This is a genomic window from Haemophilus parainfluenzae, from assembly GCF_014931415.1.
In the GTDB taxonomy this organism is placed as follows: Bacteria; Pseudomonadota; Gammaproteobacteria; order Enterobacterales; family Pasteurellaceae; genus Haemophilus_D; species Haemophilus_D parainfluenzae_AF.
On the sequence record NZ_CP063121.1, the window covers coordinates 1,882,226 to 1,902,138 of the forward strand.

The following is a 19,913-nucleotide window of genomic DNA, read 5'->3' on the forward strand; positions in this document are numbered from 1 at the left end:
AATGACCGCACTTTAACAGGAAGAAAAAAATTTTAAATCTTACCTCTTGAAATGCGAAAAAGTATCCACATCTTATTCATCGTAATGATTTACAACGAATTTAAAATTTTACTTAGGAGTAACAAAATGGGAAAAATTATTGGTATTGACTTAGGTACAACAAACTCTTGTGTGGCAGTAATGGATGGCGATAAACCACGCGTAATTGAAAACGCAGAAGGCGATCGTACTACCCCGTCAATTATCGCTTATACAAATGATAACGAAATTTTAGTCGGTCAACCAGCAAAACGCCAAGCGGTGACTAACCCGAAAAATACATTATTCGCAATCAAACGTTTAATTGGTCGTCGTTTTGATGATGCTGAAGTAAAACGTGATATCGACATTATGCCATTTGAAATCACCAAAGCAGACAATGGTGATGCATGGGTAAATGTAAAAGGTGACAAACTTGCACCACCACAAATTTCTGCAGAAGTATTGAAAAAAATGAAGAAAACTGCAGAAGACTTCTTAGGTGAGCCAGTAACTGAAGCAGTAATCACTGTTCCAGCATACTTTAACGATGCTCAACGTCAAGCAACAAAAGATGCGGGTCGTATCGCAGGCTTAGAAGTTAAACGTATTATCAACGAACCTACAGCTGCAGCATTAGCTTATGGTTTAGATAAAGGTCAAGGCAACAAAACTATCGCTGTTTATGACTTAGGTGGTGGTACATTCGACTTATCTATCATCGAAATTGATGAAGTAGGTGGCGAAAAAACCTTCGAAGTATTAGCAACCAATGGTGATACTCACTTAGGTGGTGAAGACTTCGATAACCGTGTTATCAACTACTTAGTGGATGAGTTCAAAAAAGAACAAGGCGTTGACTTACGTAACGACCCACTTGCAATGCAACGTTTAAAAGAAGCAGGTGAAAAAGCGAAAATTGAACTTTCTTCTGCACAACAAACTGATGTTAACTTACCTTACATCACTGCAGATGCAACAGGTCCTAAACACTTAAACATTAAATTAACTCGCGCTAAATTAGAATCTTTAGTAGAAGATTTAGTGGCGAAATCACTTGAACCTGTAAAAGTTGCATTAAACGATGCTGGCTTAAGTGCATCACAAATTGATGATGTTATCTTAGTGGGCGGTCAAACCCGTATGCCATTAGTACAACAAAAAGTAGAAGAATTCTTCGGTAAAGCACCTCGTAAAGATGTGAACCCTGATGAAGCCGTTGCTATCGGTGCAGCAGTTCAAGGTGGTGTATTAGCGGGTGATGTAACTGATGTATTATTGTTAGACGTAACACCTTTATCTTTAGGTATCGAAACCATGGGTGGCGTGATGACTACCTTAATTGAGAAAAACACGACGATTCCAACTAAAAAATCGCAAGTATTCTCAACAGCAGAAGATAACCAAAGTGCAGTAACCATTCACGTGTTACAAGGTGAACGTAAACAAGCATCAGCGAATAAATCTTTAGGTCAATTCAACCTTGAAGGCATCAACCCTGCTCCACGCGGTATGCCACAAATTGAAGTAACCTTTGATATCGACGCTGACGGTATTATCCATGTTTCTGCGAAAGATAAAGGTACGGGTAAAGAACAACAAATCACCATCAAAGCCTCTTCAGGTTTAAGTGATGAAGAAATTCAAAAAATGGTTCGTGATGCAGAAGCAAACGCTGAAGCAGACCGTAAATTTGAAGAATTAGTACAAGCTCGTAACCAAGCAGATCACCTTGTACACAGCACACGTAAACAATTAGAAGAAGCAGGTGACAAAGTTCCAGCTGAAGATCGTGCCGCAATTGAAAGCGCATTAAGCGATTTAGAAACTGCAGCGAAAGGTGAAGATAAAGCAGCAATCGAAGCTAAACTTCAAGCGCTTGCAGAAGTGGCTCAAAAACTTGCTCAAGCGGCTCAACCACAAGGTGATGCACAACAAGCTCAAAGCAACAGCAAACCAAATGATGATGTTGTTGATGCAGAGTTTGAAGAAGTGAAAGACAATAAATAATTTCACTTGAACCAAAATTAAAGGGCGTAGCAATACGCCCTTTTGGCATATTCATTAAATGCCGTTTTTCCTGACTTTATTTAAAAAAGTGAAATCAGGAAAAATAAACCAGGAGGATAAATGGTGTTAAAACTCTACCCAATCGTACAACAACGCTTAAATAACAACATAGCAGATGAGATAATTCCGTCCCTTTGGCAAAACAATCTAGATAAACTACCACAAGGTCACTATTGTTATAGCATTTATTTTAATTATGCTACGAATTACCAAGCAGACTATGATTTTGCGATTGCAAGTGAAGTAGTATCAGAAACAGATATCCCAGTGATTGAAATTGAAGATTTGAGTTGCTACGAAGTTTTTCGTTGCAAAGTAGATGAAATTTATCAAACATGGCAACTAATCTGGAAAAAAGAACAACAAGGTTTACTTAAGCGGGCTTATTCGGTGGATTTTGAAAAACACCACCCTGATGGTTTGGTAGAAATTTATATTGCTGTTGAACCTCATTGCTAAGCTCAAAGTGCATAAAATTTTATAAAAAACGACCGCACTTTACCCCCAAACAAACACAACTAAAGGGAAAAATAATGAAATTCGAAACAAAATGTCTCCATGCCGGTTATAGTCCTAAAAATGGAGAACCACGTGTTCAACCTATTGTACAAAGCACCACTTATACCTACGATTCGGCAGAAGAAATCGGTAAATTATTTGATTTACAAGCGACTGGCTATTTTTATACGCGCCTAGCAAACCCAACGACAAATGCTGTGGAAGAAAAAATTACGGCACTTGAAGGTGGCGTTGCAACAATGTGTACTGCTTCTGGTCAATCTGCAGTTTTCTATGCAATGCTGAATATTTTAGAAGCGGGCGATCATTTCATTTCCTCTTCTTATGTGTATGGCGGCACTTACAATTTATTTGCCCATACATTCAAAAAAATGGGCATTGACGTGAGTTTTGTGGATCAAGACTTACCGCTTGAAGAACTCAAAAAAGCGATTCGTCCAAATACAAAAGCTGTCTTTGCTGAAACCATTGCAAACCCCGCTTTACGTGTATTGGATATTGAAAAATTTGCTGCCCTAGCGAAAGCTGCAGAGGCGCCATTATTAGTTGATAACACCTTTGCAACGCCCTATTTTTGTCGCCCAATCGAATTTGGCGCAAACATAGTCATTCACAGCACATCTAAATATTTAGATGGCCATGCTATTGCCTTAGGTGGATCCATTACTGATGGTGGTAACTTTAATTGGAATAACGGCAAATATCCGCAATTAAGCACGCCAGACCAAACTTATCACGGTTTAGTTTATACAGAAGCTTTTGGTCCTGCAGCTTATATTGTCAAAGCGCGTGTTCAATTAATGCGTGATTTAGGTGCAGCGCCAGCCCCACAAAATAGCTTCTTATTGAATGTCGGTATGGAAACCCTTGCACTTCGTATGCAACGTCATTATGAAAATGCACAAGCCGTAGCCGAGTTTTTAGAAAAACATCCGCAAGTCGCTAAAGTGAATTACCCTGGCTTATCGAGCTCACCAGACTATGCACTCAAACAAAAATACTTACCTAACGGTTTGTGTGGTGTCATTTCCTTTGAGATTAAAGGTGGCAAAGAAACCGCAGCAAAATGGTTAAACGCATTGCAAATGACCTCACGTGAAGTACACGTTGCGGATATTCGGACTTGTGCGTTACATCCAGCGACTTCAACACACCGCCAATTAAATGAAGCTGAGTTAGAAAAAGCAGGTATTTCTGCAGGACTTATTCGTCTCTCTTGCGGTATTGAAAATATCCAAGATATTTTAGCTGACTTAGAGCAAGCATTCGCTGCAGCGAAATAAGTATTATAAGGCAGGCAAATTGCCTGCCACTTTAAATAGAGAGATAAAAGCATTCAGCTTATCGCTTATTTTTATTTGTTTACTTATCTTAATAGTGAGCAAACAAAAACAAGTATAAATTAACGTATTTACCCTTGATATTTCTGCCTTCGGCATCATTTTTATTGTTAGGTATGTTGTTAATGCAGTACCACACAATAACAAAATAAAATTTTTTAAATTTATATTTTTAAACGGAAAACGAAAACATTATGGCAAAGAAAGATTATTACGACGTTCTTGGTGTTGAACGTGGCGCAGATGAAAAAGCAATTAAACGTGCTTACAAAAAACTCGCCATGCAATATCACCCTGATAGAACCAAAGGTGATAAAGCCAAAGAAGAAAAATTTAAAGAAATCCAAGAAGCCTATGAAATTTTAGGTGATAAAGAAAAACGCACTGCTTACGATCAATATGGTCACGCAGCCTTTGAACAAGGCGGCATGGGAGGCGGCGGCTTCGGTGGTGGATTCAGCGGCGCTGATTTTGGTGATATTTTTGGTGATATGTTCGGCGATATCTTTGGCGGTGGCGGACGCGGTCGCCAGCGTGTAGTACGCGGTGAAGATTTACGTTATGACATCCAAATTACGTTAGAAGAAGCCGTAAAAGGTACAACCAAAGATATCCAGATTAATACCCTTGCTCACTGTGATAGCTGCGATGGTACAGGCGCAGAAAAAGGATCAAAAGTTGAGACATGCCCAAGCTGTCATGGCTCAGGTCGTATTCGTCGCCAACAAGGTTTCTTCGTAACTGAAGCGGTTTGTCCTACTTGTCATGGTTCTGGTAAGAAAATTGAAAAACCATGTAAAAGCTGCCATGGCGAAGGTCGTGTTCACAAGAAGAAAAACCTTTCCGTTAAAATCCCTGCAGGTGTGGATACCGGCAACCAATTACGTTTAAGCGGTGAAGGTGCAGCGGGCGAAAATGGTGCTCCAGCAGGTGATTTATATGTGGTTATTCACGTTAAAGAACATCATATCTTTGAACGTGATGGCAATAACCTCTACTGCGAAGTGCCAATCAGTTTCTCAATGGCTGCGTTAGGTGGTGAAATTGAAGTTCCAACCTTAGACGGTAAAGTGAAACTCAAAATCCCTGCTGAAACCCAAACAGGCAAACTCTTCCGTATGCGTGGTAAAGGGGTGAGCTCTACTCGTAGCGGCTACGCAGGCGATCTCATTTGTCGCGTAGTGATTGAAACACCGGTGAACTTAAATAAAGAACAAAAAGAATTATTAGAAAAACTGGAAGAAAGTTTGAAAGGACAAAAATCGCATAGTCCGAAATCTTCAAGCTTTTTAGACGGTGTGAAGAAATTCTTTGATAACTTAGGTAAGTAAGCCTAAACAAAAAGTGCGGTCAATTTTAAAACTGTTTTGAAATTGACCGCACTTTTACTTTATACGACTGAAATCGCTTTTATTTGCACATAAACATCCATGCCTTGAGCGAAATGCAATTCATTAAACGCCCATTTACTGATACTTGCCCAAACTTTATGCCCTTCCACCAACACCGCAATATCAATGCGATTCTCTTGCGGAACGATTTGTACAATTTGCCCACGTAAGATATTACGAATACTCGTTTGCTCAGGCTTGCTGAGAGTGAGTGATACATCGGAACTATAAATACAGACGCGCACTTTTTCATTCGCTTGATGATGCACTTCGTTTATCCAAAGCTGTTGTTCGCCCAAAGAAAGTGCGGTCATTTTATAGGTTGGATTATGTAAATAGACAGGCAACGCCAACACACTACTCTGCTCTGATTCGCCTTTCCAAGGGGCAAATAACGGACTGTTCCAGACATTTTCTAAGGTGTCATAGGCTTTCACTTTACCATTTTCCATCAGCACCACGCGATCGGCCAAACGTAATAATTCGTCCAAACTGTGCGTCACATATAAAATCGGCACATTAATTTCTTTGGATAGACTTTCCAGATATTGCATAAGCTCACGTTTGCGAGGCACATCTAAAGCAGAAAGCGGTTCATCCATTAATAAAATATCCGGATCCGTTAATAAGGCTCGCCCAATCGCCACACGTTGTTTTTCGCCTCCCGATAAAGTAAGCGGATAGCGTTTGAGCAACGGTTCAATACCAAGTAGCTGAACGATATAGTCAAAATCTTCATGGCTGACATTCTTCATGCCATAACGTAAATTGCCTTTGACATTGTAATGCGGGAATAAACGCGCATCTTGGAATACATAACCGATTTTGCGCTGATGCACGGGGAGATTCTCACCGTTCTCCACATCCACCAAAGTACGGTCATTTAAACGAATAAATCCTTGATCGGGATGAGTTAAACCACTCACCAAATTAATCAATGAGGTTTTCCCCGAACCTGACAAACCAAAAATCGCCGTCACACCTTGAGTTGGCAGTTGCAGATCCGCACGTAAGGTCAGGCGACCTAATTGTTGTTGTACATTAATGTGTAGCATCGCCTTGCCCCAATTTTTTCTGCATCCGTTTACTTAAGGTTTCGGAAAGCAATAAAGAAATTAATGAAAGGATCACCGCAAACAAGCAAAGTCGTGCAGTTTGTGCTTCTGCGCCTGGTGTTTGGATAAATGAATACATCGCTAAAGGAATGGTTTGAGTTTCTCCTGCGATATTGGAAACGAAAGTAATAGTTGCACCAAACTCACCTAAAGAACGAGCAAAACCTAATACTAAACCCGCCAATACGCCAGGTAAAGAAAGAGGCAACGTGATTGTAAAAAAGACTCGCCAAGGCGAAGCACCAAGCGTTTGTGCGGCTTGCTCTAATTTAAAATCAATGCTTTCTAAGGAAAGACGTATCGCCCGCACAACCAATGGAAATGCCACCACGGCTGAAGCTAATACCGCCCCCTTCCAACTAAAGCCGAAGGATAAGCCAAACCATTGATATAAATACTTGCCAATAAAGCCATTACGTCCCATGGCGACTAATAATAAATAACCGATAACCACCGGCGGTAACACCAAAGGCAGATGAATAATTCCTGTAACCAGCGACTTACCGTAAAATTCCTTACGAGCCAGCAACCAAGCGATAAAAATTGCGAAGGGCAAACTCCAAAGCATAGAACTCAATGCGACACTCATGCTTAAGTGAATCGCATCCCATTCCATCGGGCTTAATTGAAACCAAGAGAGCAAAATATTTCCTTGTGTATATATCGATATGACGAAATTTCTTTAGAGATAACAAAAAGGACAGTTTCCTGTCCTTTCTTTATAAAGTCTGGCTCATTATTTCACAGAGAAACCATATTCAACAAATATTTTTTTCGCAGCACTCGATTCTAAGTAATTGAGAAAATCACGGGTATCCGCGTTGTCATGATCTTTTAAAATCGCAACCGGATATTCAACCGCTTTATAACTGTCTTTCGGGAATACACCTACTGCTTTCACGTCTTTACTCACTTTTGCATCAGTGCTATACACTATACCGTAAGGCGCTTCAGCGCGTTCAACTAAGGCTAACGCGCCACGTACGTCTTTCGCACGCGCTAATTTATCTTTAACTTGATCCCATAAATTCAATTTGGTTAATGACTCTTCAGCATACTGTCCTGCAGGAACATGCGCTGGATCACCCACAGATAAATAGCTGTCTTTTAAGCCTTTAATCCATTCACCTTTGGCAATATCCACTGAATTAGCTGCACTTTTGGCTGGTGCAATTAACACTAATTCATTACCCGCTAATACTTTTTCAGTTTCTTTTACAGTGAGATTTTTATCTGATAAATATTTCATCCATTTGTTGCTAGCTGAAATAAATAAGTCTGCAGGTGCACCTTCTTCAACTTGTTTTGCAAGAGTAGAAGAAGAAGCAAAAGAGAAAACGACGGTATTATTTGGCTTTTCAGTTTGGTATTGATCCGCAATTTGTTGTAACGCATCAGTCATTGAAGCTGCTGCAAACACTGTCACTTTTGCTGATGCCGCAAAAGATACTCCCATGCCTGCAATTAAAAGTGCAGTTGCAAATTTAGTTAATTTCATTATTTATCTCCTATATAAATGAAACTATATATAAAAAAATATACTACGAGTAAATTATAACTTGAATTTTTAAATAAGCATACAGAAAAACTTAAAGATCAAGTAAAATAAACAGAATTGTGTATTAGGAGGAGATGATGAAACAAACTGAAATTTTACTGACGATCAAACTTCATCAAGAATTATTTATTGATCCAAAACGTGTTCGCCTCTTAAAAGAAATTAAAGAATGTGGCTCAATCAACCAAGCGGCCAAAAATGCCAAAGTGAGCTATAAAAGTGCTTGGGATCACCTTGAAGCGATGAATAAAATCAGCCCAAAACCGCTTTTAGAACGTAATATCGGTGGGAAAAATGGGGGCGGTACATCATTAACGACTTACGCAGAACGTTTGCTACAGCTTTACGATTTGCTCGAACAAACACAAGAGCACGCGTTCCATATTCTGCAAGATGAGACGATCCCACTAAACAGCCTCCTTTCAGCAACGGCAAAATTCTCCTTACAAAGTAGCGCGCGCAATCAATTTTTCGGGAAAGTGGCAAGCCAACATATTGTGGACTCCCGCTGCATTGTTGCAGTAAACATTCAGGATTTAGCTCATCCATTACATGTTTCAATCACAATGCGCAGTGCTGAGCGCCTCAGACTCATTACTGAAAAAGAAGTGATGGTCATGTTTAAAGCCCCTTGGGTGAAAATTAGTACCACCCCATTAGAAGAAAAAAATAACCTCTTCCAAGCAACAATTCTTTCAATGCAGAATGAAGAAGCCATTTTGCAAATAAAGGACAGCTCAATTGAATTTTGTGCGAGTATTCATAGCAAAGATGGTTGGGAAGTGGGACAAGAAGTGTGGTTACACGTGGATCCAGAACAGATTATTTTGGCAACATTGAAATAACCCTAGAAACAAAAAGTGCGGTTAAAATTAACCGCACTTTTTTATTTTAATTTATAACGCTATCTCATCAATCGAGCGCCCAAAACTCGGCAAAAAGACCTGTAAAAAATAATCCATTTCTTGACTGTGCCATTGTTCCATTAGATTTTCTAAACGTTTTTTCGCTGTTTTAAATTCATGGTTACCATGCTCTAATTCAAATTGAGCCTTGATATAAGCACAAATCAAATCTGCTTGTTTTACTAAATGCTTTTCTTCTGGGCTAAATTGCTCACTATCTAAGTATGGCGCAAAACTATCTTGCAACTCAGTCGGAAGCAAGCTAATTAAATGTAATTCGGCTGCCGCTTCAATGTCTTTATAAGCATGAGTTATTTCAGAATTGAAATACTTAATTGGGGTTGGCAAATCACCAGTAAAAATTTCAGAAGTATCATGATACATTGCCATCACCGCAATACGCTCAGGATTCACTTCCCCACCAAAAAATTGATTTTTAATAATGGCTAAGGCTTGTGCTACAAAGGCAACTTGCAGACTATGCTCTGCTAAGTTTTCCTTTTCAATATTGCGCATCAATGACCAACGCTGAATTAAGCGAAGACGATCTAAACAAGCGAAAAAGTGACTGGTTTTAACTTCCACAATATATCCTTAATTAGACGGCAACTCTTCAATAATCACAGGGAGATCAATCACTTTACCTAAGCGAGAAATTGTGATGATGACTTCCGTATTTGGTTTAGTATCACTAATAATTTGCATCATTTCACGAATAGATAAGTTATCTTGTTTATTTAAACGTAAAATCACATCACCGACTTGGATGCCTGCTTTCGCTGCCGGGCTATTCGCTGTCACGCCTGTAATCACAATACCACCGTTTGAATTAGCAGTGATTTCACTTTGTACGCCAAAGTAACCTCGAATTACACGTCCATCTCGGATAATTTTATACAACACATCATTAGCAATGCTAATTGGAATCGCAAAATTCAGACCTTCCGCAATTTCATTGGCTGTTTTACCAATACTTAACGTGCTGATCCCCACTAATTCGCCAGCAGAGTTAATCAACGCTCCACCAGAGTTGCCACGGTTAATTGATGCATCAGTTTGAATAAAGTTTTGACGACCTAAAGAATCCCCTACGGCACTACGTCCTACCGCACTGATAATCCCTTGGGAAACACTTTGTCCAAGGTTATATGGGTTACCAATAGCCAGAGCAATATCACCAACACGCACTTGACGTTCTTTATTTTGTGGAATCGTAGAAAGATTGGTTGCTTTAATTTTTAATACCGCAAGATCCGTCAAATTATCCGAACCGATTAAATTCGCTTCATAAATATTGCCGTTTTGCAGTGCCACCACAATTTGATCGGCATTTTGAATAACGTGTTTATTAGTGAGAATATAACCGTCTTTTGTCATAATCACGCCAGAACCTAAGTTATTTACCTGTAATTGATCACTGTCATTAATGCTAGCAGAAGAAAAAGAGCGGTTGTACACGTTCACCACGGCTGGAGAAGCAATTCTCACGGCACTATTAAACGAAACGATATCATCAGCAGAAAAAAGGCTGCTGTTATTAAGCTTAGGAACGGCAAATAAAATAACACCTGCCGCAGCAAGCCCCCAAAGGGCGGAGTGGAAAAGTTTTTTAAACATTTTTTATTCTTTTATTAATAAATTAGGTAAATAACTGAGCTTTAAATCATCCCCAATTCTTTCACATTCTTGCAGTTGCCACAATGGGGCATCCGCAAGTTTTTCCAAATGCGGGAGTTGGCATAATCCTCGAGCGTTATCTCCCAAGAGTTTTGGGGCGACATAAATGATTAATTCATCTACAGCATGTTGTTCAATCAAGCTACCCGCTAAATTGGCGCCGGCTTCAACCCAAACGGAATTCACTTGTCTCTTGCCTAATTCTGCCATCAATAGATCAAAATCATAGTTTTCTGGCAGTAAAATTTGCTCACAGAAATCAGGGAATACAGACATATCTCGTGGAATTGAACCCACAAGCCAAACTGGCGAATGGGTATGGAATAATTGATGGCTTGGTTGAACTCGATTTTTAGAATCTAAGATTATACGAATAGGCTGACGCACGGTTTCTTCGGCATATTCCGCTTTTAGATCATCGGGAAATTGATTCCAACGCACGTTCAAGCTTGGATCATCGGCTAACACAGTAGCACTTGTAGATAAAAGTGCGGTTGCTTTGGCTCGCATTTTTTGTACATCCGCACGGGCTACGTCACCAGTGATCCATTTACTTTCACCGCTTGCCATAGCTGTTCGACCATCTAAACTCATGGCTAATTTCAGCTGTACATAAGGCTTGCCAGTTCGCATACGTTTGAGAAAACCTTTATTTAAGGCTTCTGCTTGTTCGTTCAATAAATTGACCGCACTTGGTATGCCTGCATCGGCTAACATTTTTAAGCCCTTACCCGCCACTTGAGGATTAGGATCGGCCATAGCTGCAACAACTCGACTGACTCCTGCTTCAATTAAACCTAATGCACAGGGCGGTGTGCGACCATAATGAGAACAAGGCTCAAGCGTCACATAAGCGGTTGCGCCTTTCGCTTTCTCACCGGCATCGGCCAACGCCATTCGCTCTGCATGAGGCTGACCGGCTTTAAAATGAAATCCTTTCCCGACAATTTCACCGTTTTTAACTAACACACATCCTACGGATGGATTCGGCGCGGTGGTGTACTGACCTTTTGCCGCAAGCTCAAGAGCCAGTTGCATAAATTTCACGTCATCAGGGGAAAAGGTGTCATTCATACTAATCCTTTAAGCTTTCAATTTCTTTGGTGAATTCATTGATATTATCAAAGCTCAAATAAACGGACGCAAAACGGATATACGCCACTTTATCTAATTCTTTCAGCTCATTCATGGCTAATTTACCCACGAGATGACTTGGCACTTCGCGCTCACCTGTCGCACGTAATTGGATAATAATATGGCTGATGGCTTTTTCCACATCATCGGAACTTACAGGGCGTTTTTCTAACGCATGTTGAATGCCGCTACGCAATTTATCTTCATTAAACGGCTCGCGTGACCCATCATTTTTAATAATTTTTGGCACCACTAATTCGGCTGTTTCAAAGGTGGTAAAGCGTTCATGACAATTCCCGCATTCCCGACGACGACGCACTTGATACCCATCAGAAACCAAACGGCTGTCAATTACCTTAGTTTCTTCAGTTGAACAAAACGGACAACGCATTTTAGCTCCTTTTCAAAATGATTCTTAAGTCAGTATCTTATCAAAAATCCAGGATCTTTTCGATCTGAAGATCCGCTTTAAGACAACATTTCTCCAAACCAAGATGTGGTTTGTTTCACCAATTGTAAAAGACCATCCTGCGATTTAAATTGTTCTGTTTGCCCCCACACCCTCGCCCAATAAGGATCGGCTTTTCTATAACCATAGTTATCATCTTTCGCTAGGGATTCGATATTCGTTAAAACATTGTCAAAATTGACCGCACTTTCATCTTTTTCAATAAACTTCGCTATATTTTCCGTTGGAATGAGCTGAATTTGTTGCTGGCTTTGTAAATAGGCCTCTACATACATTTTCAGTTTCTCAAGTGCGGTTGATTTTTCTATTGTTTTTAATGTTAAATCCTTATCTTTAGCGATAATTCGTGGTGGCAGTGCATTCTCTTTTGTCGCCAGTTGAATGAGATAATAAAGCCATGGGCGAATACGATAACGATCCTTATATTTTGCAAATCGCCATTCGATTATCTGATTTTCATCACCAAATAATGGCTCCATATAACCAAATAAGCGAATATTGCCTTGTGCCGTTTCCACCACAAAATCGACACTCTCACTGTGTGGTGAAGAATAGTCCTTAATTTTCTCTTTAAAAGCCAATACATCAGCACGAATGGATTGCGCACAGACTTCTGCAAACTCGCCTCGTGGCATGATGCCTTTCACTCGCTGTTTCGCAAAATAATCGTTAAATTGCGCTTCCTCTAAATGCAATAACTCATTACTAATGCGATAATGATCCAAACCATTTAACGTGAAGTTTTCACTTTCTTCAATACGATCGTCCTCATCTCGAAAATACACGCCAAGCTGCTTTTCAAAAAAGAACTTCACTGGATTTTCAACAAAACTCACAAAACGATCGAGCTCAATTTCCGTTATTGGCGCTTGATTTTCACTCATCGGCACAACAAATTCATGACATTTTCTTTCTTGGAATTGAGCAATTGGTAGCCATTTTTTCGCAAAAGAGCGGTTAATTTTCCCTTCACTTTGGAAATTGCTTGGACTAAACGCCGTCATTGGATGTTGTTCAATCCTCAAGCCATCGTCTGAATAATGATTAATATAATCAATTAACTGGCTCACCAATACTGAAGGTTCTTTAGGTTGATTATCAATAATTGAAGAACCCACATAACTCACATAAAAATGGGATCTTGCGGCCAGTAATGCTTCGAGGAATAAGTAACGATCATCATCTCGACGAACACGATCGCCTTTTTGATGATGATATTGCATCAAGTCAAAACTATTTGGCGTATGACTGCGTGGGTAATCCGCCTCATTCATTCCGAGCAAACACACCACTTTAAAAGGAATGGAACGCATTGGTAAAAGTGTGCAGAAATTCACTTTTCCTGCTAAAAAACGAAGGCTGTTTGGTGTTTCTTCTAAACGTGCAGACATCACTTCCGCAATGACATCCGCTTGCAAGGTTTCTTCAAAATTGACGGACTGCAAATCATCGGCAAAGGCATTGATACAATCTTGAATATAAAATAAGGTATCTGCAGTTTCTTCATTTTGCACAAAGAAATCCGTCAAAAGCGCGGTCAATTTTTCACGCCATTTTTCAATATTGTATGCCTTTTGCAAATCTTGATGCCATTTATTTAAGGCAGTAAAAAATTGATTCACCGCACCAACTAACTGCCCTTTCAATCCATAGCTACTATCAAGCCCAAGGCTGTCTTGCCAAACTCCTTGCTCTTCACGCATCGCATAACCTAAAGTCATACGTTCAAGCCCCGCCTGCCACGCGTTAAAATTCAGTGTATTCTGCAATTTTTCTAAACCAAAGCGAATGCCCGACTCTTTCACCCATTCACGAATTTGTTCGAGATCGGCAAGCGCAACATTAAAACGTTCACGAATAGCGGGAATATCCAATAAAGCCAGTACCTCTTCTGCGCCAAACTGACTTTCTTTTAAATTTAACAGGGAAAGATAGCTCGACACGATCACATCACTTTCAGATAATTTACTGTCAGAAATTGAGAACGGAATAACGGGTGCGTCCGCACTATTCGCCCCAAAGACAGCCTGAATATAAGGCGTGTATTGATTAACATCGGCCACCATGACCACCACATCTTTTGGTGTAATCTGTTCTTCTTTTGGCTTATGCTGATTTTGATTGAATAAATCCAATAAATAATCATGCAGCACTTCAACTTCTCGCATCGCGCTATGGCAAGATTTCACGACCAAAGAGCGGTCATTTTCCGCGACATTTAATGCACCATGACTTAACGTCAAAATTTGATTTTGGAGCTGCCCTAACAATGTTTTTTCGGGAAGTTCTGCATAGTAATCACGGGAAATGGCTTGAATATTTTCTTCATCACGCACTAATTGATAGAGAAAATCTCGTCCCATTTTTCCCCAAGAGGCTAAAAGCGGATTCCCGCTGAACAATTCTTCTTGTTGATTGGTATAATCAAGATCGGTGGGTTCCCATGACACTTGCTCGGCTGAAATTAAAGGCTTCACATCGTTGCTTGCTTGCACGAAACGCTGTCTTTCTAATAAATAGGATTTACTCAGATCTCGCAAATCGCCCCAATATTCTTGGCATGGATTATTAAAGAATAAATGCACATCTGTTTTAGCTGAAATACCTTGGAAAATATTGAGATAAACCGTTGGCAATGCTGGAATACCAAAAATAAAAATACGTTCTGGTAAGTTGAGTGTCGCATTGGGATCATGACATAATGCTAAAAATTGTTGATTGAGTGCAGCACGATGCTTTGCTTTTCCACCGAAATCACGTTGGACATCATCCACCAAGGCTCGCCATAAAATTCCCTGCCAGTGAATATTGCCTTTAATTTGAGAAAGAAAGGTAGGATTTAATGCCGAAAGCCCCTGCTTTTGCTGATTAATTTGTGCCAAGATTTTTTCATCGCTATTTTCTTCCCATGCAGCAATCCATTCGGGGCGATAGACGAGATATTGGTCAAATAAATCGGCAACTTTTAGGCTTAATTGATAAAGTTTTTGCTGTTCTGATGCCGGTGAGGACGCTAAATATTTTTTTAATGGTTCAAATTCTTTTTGCTGTAAAAAAGTAGGGATTAATCGCATTAATCGCCATAACGTTGAATCTTTTTCAAAAGGGTTTTGCGTGGAAACATTCGGCAAATTATTGGCGTAAAGTTTCCAAATAAAACTGGAAGGCATAGGGAATTGGAAATTCGCTGCAACGCCGCGTTTTTTAGCAATTTCCATTTGCAACCATTGTGCCATACCCGGACTTTGCACCAACACAATGTCAGATTGAAACGGATCATGTTGCGGTAAATTTTCCAACAGCGAAACTAAAATATCCTTTTGAATTTCTGGTTGGTTTGAATAATAAGTAACGAACAAAGTAACGCCCTTTTGAAAGCAAAAACAATGCGTTATTTTACTCGGTTTTCAATAAAAATTCACCTTGAGGATAGCGTATATTCACTTGATGATGACTGCATTGAATTGCAAATTGAATACCATTTTGTTCTACGCTATTTTCACAAGACAAGCCTAAAAACTGACGTTGAGCCTGATTTTCAGCAATTTGAATCGCCTGAAATTCTTGAAAAATTCTGACCGCACTTTTCCGTTGCTCACTCGTCCATCGATTAAAGATCAAAAATAACCCACTGAAAATCGATAAGGCTAATAAAAGGGACATTAACGACATCCCTTTATTCACTTTAATCTTGTGCACTTAAATCACTCCAACTTTTATCCACCAAACGCCATTGGCTATATTCTTGTACGAGTTTTGTCACCACGGCTTTACCGTAAGCCACCGTCACGCCATCTTCTAACTTAAGCGAACCACCTGTAATCACCGCACCACTTATTCGCCCTTTACCTGTTAAAGTTAAATCTCCTTCTGCTAACAAAATGCCACTCACATTCCCTTTAATTTCTAATTGGCTTTGTGTTATCCAATATACTTGCGGTGTTTTTTGAACAGTTAAAGTAGTATCTACTTTCACAAAGTGCGGTTGAAAATCAGCTTGTTTTTCGCTGGAAATAAAATCCCGCAGCATATTTTCATTAATGCCTTTTGTGGGCGATTTCTTAAATAACTCTGCACGTTTACACCAAACAGAATAGGCCACTTTATCCTCTGCCCCATTAGACTCGAAAAAGACTTGTTTCACTTTCTCAGCACCATTTAAAGGCAAGTTTTGGCAAATGTGAGTTTGTTGCTGCAGACTGATTTTCTGTAACGCCAGGCCTTGTTCTACATAATATTTTCGCTGACTCATTTGAGATCGAAAAAACGCAAAGAGCTGTTCATCAAATAATAAGATCAGCGCCAATAAGCCTGAAAGTAAAATCAGTGCCGTCAGTGTCACAATCCCTTTTTTCATCATCATTCTTCTTGATTTAATAAAGGCACTACAAGCGAAGTTTCATATTGAATATGCTTATATGCGGCAAGATGCCCTGTGAGTTTAATTTCAATCCCTTTCCCTGCCTTTAACCAATCAAAACGTAATTGAGAAATCTCAAACTCTTTTTCATCCAATAAATCAGTCCATCCACCACCAGCGTTACAAGTAGATTGCGCTAAGGCTCGCTGACACTCTGCTGAGCGACAATCTGCATTTACTGCATTTTTGTAGGTTTGTTTGGTTTCGATCATTTTGCCGTTAAGTTTGTAACCAAATAGCTCTTTTTCGATATTTTTCGCCACATTTTTAACGCCATTTACGCAGGTATTTTTTGTGTATTTTTCACCAATACAACCATTGCTATTCAAATCATAAAAAAACAAAACACAACTATTTGACGGGGCATTATCAGCTTGAGCAATGGTTATTGCAGTGCCCTTTTCATCCAATTCAAATAAAACCAGATTATCCTCGATGAGTTTTTGGTTTGCGCCCCGAAAGCCTACGCGACGCAAATCTTTCCCGATGAGTTGAATTGTGCGTTGTAATTCTGCTTGTAGTTTGAGTTGTAACATTAAACGCTGATTTTGCTGTTGAGTTTGGGCATAAAATTGTGCAACCAATAACAATAATAAAGCGGATAAGCCAAGTGAAATCAATAAGCTCACCAATGTTTCACCTTTTAATGGTTTCATCTTGTACATGCACTCGCCGCTTGATCAGACTTTAATTTGATACTGCCAACATTGAAAAAAGAGAACAATGTACGATGCTCTTCCGCCTGTAACATAAAACAATTCGTTTCCATGGTATTTCTGGCCCCATTAAATTTCACCGCCACTTCTGACGGATATAATTTAGGGCCTATAAGCATCGTTTTTCCTTCAAAATAAGGATAGTAAAAATGTGCATAAAGGTTTTTAGGACAATTCTGGGGATGAAAACAATCACAAAAATGATCGTTTTTTACTTGAGCAGTAATACACCAACGTTGATTCGCCCTATCTTGATTGGCCAAAATAAACCAAATCGCTGATGAATTTTCTGCCCTCGCTTGGATATCACGTAAGAAAAAATAAAGCCGTTGTTGCTCTTTTTCGAGAAAATATTTGGGATCGTTTTTCTGCCATTTAGGCAATGCAAACGCCAACGTTAAGCTTAAAATAAATAATACAATCAAGGTTTCTAATAAGGTTATCCCTTTATACATAAAATGCCTTCTTTTTTGACCGCACTTTAAAATTCCTTCAGAAGAAAGCCAAATTTGCTACTTTATTTTTGCGATACCGATCGCAAATTTCCTTTAAAAAACGGGAAAAACTGTGAATTAAACATTTTCAACTGGCTATTTACTAAAACTCCCTTATAATAGGCGACCTATTTATCTGTTCTTTAAAATCTGGTGGAAATATGAATCCAATGTTAAATATCGCGATTCGTGCGGCACGAAGAGCGGGCAACGTGATTGCTAAAAACTATGAACGCCGTGATGACATCCAAACAAGTAAAAAAGGTATTAATGATTATGTGACCAGCGTCGATAAAGCCGCTGAAGCTGAGATCATTGAAATCATTCAAAAATCTTATCCTGATCATACAATTATCAGTGAAGAACGTGGTGCATTAGAAGGCAAAGACAGTGATATTCAATGGGTGATTGATCCACTAGATGGCACAACCAACTTTGTAAAAGGTTTGCCACATTTCTCTGTTTCTATTGCTATCCGTGTAAAAAACCGTACCGAAGTGGGTGTGGTTTACGATCCTATTCGTAATGAATTATTCACGGCTGTACGTGGTGAAGGCGCAAAATTAAATGAAGTGCGTTTACGTGTAGATAGTCAAAATGAACTTAACGGGGCGATTTTAGCCACCGGTTTCCCATTCAAACAACCAAGCTTGATGCCAACTCAATTTGCTATCATGAATAACTTAATTGATGAAGCAGCAGATTTCCGTCGTACGGGTTCTGCCGCATTAGACCTTTGCTATGTAGCATCCGGTCGCGTTGATGGTTATTTCGAAATGGGTTTAAAACCTTGGGATTGCGCAGCGGGTGATTTAATCGTGCGTGAAGCAGGCGGTTTAGTGTGTGATTTCAATGCGGGTCATGGCTATTTACGCTCAGGCAACATTGTAGCTGCACCAGCGCGTATTTTAAAAGAAATGCTAAATAAAATTCAGCCTTGCCTAACTGAACAAGTGAAGTAAGCCTCAATAAAAAGTGCGGTAGATTTCACCGCACTTTTTTTATGACTAATTTCTGTCGAGTGGTTTTCTATTTTCTTCCGTTTCTGGCTCTAGATCTAATTTTGCCATAAGAAGTTGATCGCCATCTTCTTCTGGGTTGCCTGTTACTAATAATTTATCCCCATAGAAAATGGAATTCGCACCAGCCATAAAGCACATGGCTTGCATTTCTTCACTCATACCTTGACGACCTGCAGAAAGACGAACATAACTTTTCGGCATGGTAATACGCGCCACCGCAATAGTACGAACAAACTCCGTCCAATCTAAATCAGCCGCTTCTGCCATTGGTGTGCCTTCCACTTTTACTAATTGGTTAATCGGCACTGACTCAGGCTGCGGATCAAGATTTGCCAAACTTGCAATGAGGCCTGCTCGCTCTTTACGGGTTTCATTCATACCCACAATACCACCACAGCAAACTTTTAAACCGGCATGACGTACTTTTCCTAATGTACTTAAACGATCATCAAAACGGCGTGTGCCAATGACATTGTGATAATTCTCCGGTGCCGTATCAAGATTATGGTTGTAATAATCCAATCCCGCATCTTTTAACTCTTCCGCCATACCATCTTGCAACAACCCAAAGGTACCGCAAGTTTCTAAGCCGATATCTTTTACCGCACGAATAATCGCCGTCACTTTTTCCATATCTTTAGGCTTAGGACCACGCCATGCTGCGCCCATACAAAAACGTCCTGCACCACGTGCTTTAGCAATTTTGGCTTTTTCGACAATTTCATCAATATCCAAGATCTGCTGATTTTGTACACCTGTTTGATAACGCGCTGATTGAGGACAATAGCCACAATCCTCTGGACAGCCACCCGTCTTAATCGACATCAACGTCGATAACTGTATCGCGCCAGGGTTGAAATGCTCTCGATGCACTTGAGCCGCACGATAGACTAATTCTAAAAAAGGTGTTTCAAATAGCGCTTCGACTTTACAAACAGACCAATACTCTACTGAGGGGTGAGGTGTAATGGATGAAAGCTGTACTACATTTGTTGTGGTCATTATATTTTCCTCGTTTAAGCTATGTCGCTTTTATTAAGTTGAGCATATTACTCTGCAATATGA

The 19,913-nt window shown here is 39.7% G+C and carries 19 protein-coding genes; 6 read left to right on the top strand and 13 right to left on the bottom strand.

What is annotated here, in order from left to right; genetic code table 11:
* The first annotated feature begins 126 nt into the window (after positions 1-126).
* The 4 genes from dnaK to dnaJ all read left to right on the top strand — a co-directional run bounded on the left by dnaK (position 127) and on the right by dnaJ (position 5,278).
* A complete protein-coding gene (gene dnaK / locus INP93_RS09140; protein ID WP_178161232.1) occupies positions 127-2,028 on the top strand; it encodes a molecular chaperone DnaK in 1,902 nt (633 codons plus the stop codon).
* Positions 2,029-2,148: 120 nt separating this feature from the next.
* Entirely contained in the window at positions 2,149-2,547 is a 399-nt protein-coding gene (locus tag INP93_RS09145; RefSeq protein WP_197544738.1) for a GyrI-like domain-containing protein, read from the top strand.
* A gap of 74 nt (positions 2,548-2,621) precedes the next feature.
* Entirely contained in the window at positions 2,622-3,890 is a 1,269-nt protein-coding gene (locus tag INP93_RS09150; protein WP_197544739.1) for an O-acetylhomoserine aminocarboxypropyltransferase/cysteine synthase family protein, read from the top strand.
* 251 nt (positions 3,891-4,141) lie between these two features.
* Positions 4,142-5,278 (top strand): molecular chaperone DnaJ, encoded by a 1,137-nt coding sequence (gene dnaJ, locus INP93_RS09155; RefSeq protein ID WP_197544740.1) that lies wholly within the window; start codon positions 4,142-4,144, stop codon positions 5,276-5,278.
* Positions 5,279-5,337: 59 nt separating this feature from the next.
* Here dnaJ and modC read toward each other — a convergent pair whose 3' ends face one another.
* The 3 genes from modC to modA form a co-directional block, all read right to left on the bottom strand.
* On the bottom strand, positions 5,338-6,393 hold the full coding sequence (gene modC, locus INP93_RS09160) for a molybdenum ABC transporter ATP-binding protein ModC (RefSeq protein WP_070592391.1): 1,056 nt from the start codon (positions 6,391-6,393) through the stop codon (positions 5,338-5,340).
* Positions 6,380-7,069 carry a molybdate ABC transporter permease subunit gene (modB, locus tag INP93_RS09165; RefSeq protein WP_070868100.1) on the bottom strand — a complete coding sequence of 230 codons (690 nt, stop codon included), beginning with the start codon at positions 7,067-7,069 and terminating at the stop codon, positions 6,380-6,382. Before modB ends, modC begins: the two co-directional genes overlap by 14 nt.
* 120 nt (positions 7,070-7,189) lie before the next feature.
* Positions 7,190-7,951: a molybdate ABC transporter substrate-binding protein gene (gene modA, locus INP93_RS09170; RefSeq protein WP_420026356.1), complete on the bottom strand. Its 762-nt coding sequence runs from the start codon at positions 7,949-7,951 to the stop codon at positions 7,190-7,192.
* Between the two features lie 137 nt (positions 7,952-8,088).
* Between modA and modE the strand changes: the two genes are divergently transcribed.
* Positions 8,089-8,856: a molybdenum-dependent transcriptional regulator ModE gene (modE, locus tag INP93_RS09175; protein WP_197545339.1), complete on the top strand. Its 768-nt coding sequence runs from the start codon at positions 8,089-8,091 to the stop codon at positions 8,854-8,856.
* Between the two features lie 51 nt (positions 8,857-8,907).
* On the opposite strand, the gene yfbR is transcribed toward modE, so the two are convergent.
* The 9 genes from yfbR to INP93_RS09220 all read right to left on the bottom strand — a co-directional run bounded on the left by yfbR (position 8,908) and on the right by INP93_RS09220 (position 17,787).
* Entirely contained in the window at positions 8,908-9,504 is a 597-nt protein-coding gene (gene yfbR / locus INP93_RS09180) for a 5'-deoxynucleotidase (RefSeq protein ID WP_049366094.1), read from the bottom strand.
* Between the two features lie 6 nt (positions 9,505-9,510).
* Positions 9,511-10,533 (bottom strand): outer membrane-stress sensor serine endopeptidase DegS, encoded by a 1,023-nt coding sequence (degS, locus tag INP93_RS09185; RefSeq protein WP_178161221.1) that lies wholly within the window; start codon positions 10,531-10,533, stop codon positions 9,511-9,513.
* 3 nt (positions 10,534-10,536) lie between these two features.
* A complete protein-coding gene (ribD, locus tag INP93_RS09190; protein WP_197544741.1) occupies positions 10,537-11,667 on the bottom strand; it encodes a bifunctional diaminohydroxyphosphoribosylaminopyrimidine deaminase/5-amino-6-(5-phosphoribosylamino)uracil reductase RibD in 1,131 nt (376 codons plus the stop codon).
* Between the two features lies 1 nt (position 11,668).
* Complete coding sequence (gene nrdR / locus INP93_RS09195) at positions 11,669-12,118, bottom strand: transcriptional regulator NrdR (RefSeq protein WP_005695670.1); 450 nt, start codon at positions 12,116-12,118, stop codon at positions 11,669-11,671.
* Between the two features lie 77 nt (positions 12,119-12,195).
* The gene (recC, locus tag INP93_RS09200; RefSeq protein WP_197544742.1) at positions 12,196-15,555 is read right to left on the bottom strand and encodes an exodeoxyribonuclease V subunit gamma; all 3,360 of its coding nucleotides are present in this window, start codon (positions 15,553-15,555) and stop codon (positions 12,196-12,198) included.
* Between the two features lie 37 nt (positions 15,556-15,592).
* Positions 15,593-15,859 (bottom strand): DUF5374 domain-containing protein, encoded by a 267-nt coding sequence (locus INP93_RS09205; RefSeq protein WP_049383247.1) that lies wholly within the window; start codon positions 15,857-15,859, stop codon positions 15,593-15,595.
* Between the two features lie 22 nt (positions 15,860-15,881).
* On the bottom strand, positions 15,882-16,559 hold the full coding sequence (locus tag INP93_RS09210; RefSeq protein WP_197544743.1) for a DUF2572 family protein: 678 nt from the start codon (positions 16,557-16,559) through the stop codon (positions 15,882-15,884).
* Positions 16,556-17,272 carry a PulJ/GspJ family protein gene (locus INP93_RS09215; RefSeq protein WP_197545340.1) on the bottom strand — a complete coding sequence of 239 codons (717 nt, stop codon included), beginning with the start codon at positions 17,270-17,272 and terminating at the stop codon, positions 16,556-16,558. The genes INP93_RS09210 and INP93_RS09215 overlap by 4 nt, the downstream gene beginning before the upstream one ends.
* On the bottom strand, positions 17,269-17,787 hold the full coding sequence (locus INP93_RS09220) for a prepilin-type cleavage/methylation domain-containing protein (RefSeq protein WP_197544744.1): 519 nt from the start codon (positions 17,785-17,787) through the stop codon (positions 17,269-17,271). The genes INP93_RS09215 and INP93_RS09220 overlap by 4 nt, the downstream gene beginning before the upstream one ends.
* Positions 17,788-17,987: 200 nt before the next feature.
* Between INP93_RS09220 and suhB the strand changes: the two genes are divergently transcribed.
* The gene (gene suhB, locus INP93_RS09225; RefSeq protein WP_005695663.1) at positions 17,988-18,788 is read left to right on the top strand and encodes an inositol-1-monophosphatase; all 801 of its coding nucleotides are present in this window, start codon (positions 17,988-17,990) and stop codon (positions 18,786-18,788) included.
* Positions 18,789-18,833: 45 nt separating this feature from the next.
* Here the strand turns inward: suhB and bioB are convergent, their stop codons facing one another.
* Complete coding sequence (bioB, locus tag INP93_RS09230) at positions 18,834-19,850, bottom strand: biotin synthase BioB (protein ID WP_049366106.1); 1,017 nt, start codon at positions 19,848-19,850, stop codon at positions 18,834-18,836.
* Between the last annotated feature and the right edge of the window lie 63 nt (positions 19,851-19,913).

What these genes read in the sequence shown, in the direction of transcription:
- dnaK (WP_178161232.1), top strand. Translation starts at nt 127, where the DNA reads ATGGGAAAAATTATTGGTATTGACTTAGGTACAACAAACTCTTGTGTG.
- INP93_RS09145 (WP_197544738.1), top strand. Translation starts at nt 2,149, where the DNA reads ATGGTGTTAAAACTCTACCCAATCGTACAACAACGCTTAAATAACAAC.
- INP93_RS09150 (WP_197544739.1), top strand. Translation starts at nt 2,622, where the DNA reads ATGAAATTCGAAACAAAATGTCTCCATGCCGGTTATAGTCCTAAAAAT.
- dnaJ (WP_197544740.1), top strand. Translation starts at nt 4,142, where the DNA reads ATGGCAAAGAAAGATTATTACGACGTTCTTGGTGTTGAACGTGGCGCA.
- modC (WP_070592391.1), bottom strand. Translation starts at nt 6,393, where the DNA reads ATGCTACACATTAATGTACAACAACAATTAGGTCGCCTGACCTTACGT.
- modB (WP_070868100.1), bottom strand. Translation starts at nt 7,069, where the DNA reads ATGGAATGGGATGCGATTCACTTAAGCATGAGTGTCGCATTGAGTTCT.
- modA (WP_420026356.1), bottom strand. Translation starts at nt 7,951, where the DNA reads ATGAAATTAACTAAATTTGCAACTGCACTTTTAATTGCAGGCATGGGA.
- modE (WP_197545339.1), top strand. Translation starts at nt 8,089, where the DNA reads ATGAAACAAACTGAAATTTTACTGACGATCAAACTTCATCAAGAATTA.
- degS (WP_178161221.1), bottom strand. Translation starts at nt 10,533, where the DNA reads ATGTTTAAAAAACTTTTCCACTCCGCCCTTTGGGGGCTTGCTGCGGCA.
- ribD (WP_197544741.1), bottom strand. Translation starts at nt 11,667, where the DNA reads ATGAATGACACCTTTTCCCCTGATGACGTGAAATTTATGCAACTGGCT.
- nrdR (WP_005695670.1), bottom strand. Translation starts at nt 12,118, where the DNA reads ATGCGTTGTCCGTTTTGTTCAACTGAAGAAACTAAGGTAATTGACAGC.
- INP93_RS09205 (WP_049383247.1), bottom strand. Translation starts at nt 15,859, where the DNA reads ATGTCCCTTTTATTAGCCTTATCGATTTTCAGTGGGTTATTTTTGATC.
- INP93_RS09210 (WP_197544743.1), bottom strand. Translation starts at nt 16,559, where the DNA reads ATGATGATGAAAAAAGGGATTGTGACACTGACGGCACTGATTTTACTT.
- INP93_RS09215 (WP_197545340.1), bottom strand. Translation starts at nt 17,272, where the DNA reads ATGAAACCATTAAAAGGTGAAACATTGGTGAGCTTATTGATTTCACTT.
- INP93_RS09220 (WP_197544744.1), bottom strand. Translation starts at nt 17,787, where the DNA reads ATGTATAAAGGGATAACCTTATTAGAAACCTTGATTGTATTATTTATT.
- suhB (WP_005695663.1), top strand. Translation starts at nt 17,988, where the DNA reads ATGAATCCAATGTTAAATATCGCGATTCGTGCGGCACGAAGAGCGGGC.
- bioB (WP_049366106.1), bottom strand. Translation starts at nt 19,850, where the DNA reads ATGACCACAACAAATGTAGTACAGCTTTCATCCATTACACCTCACCCC.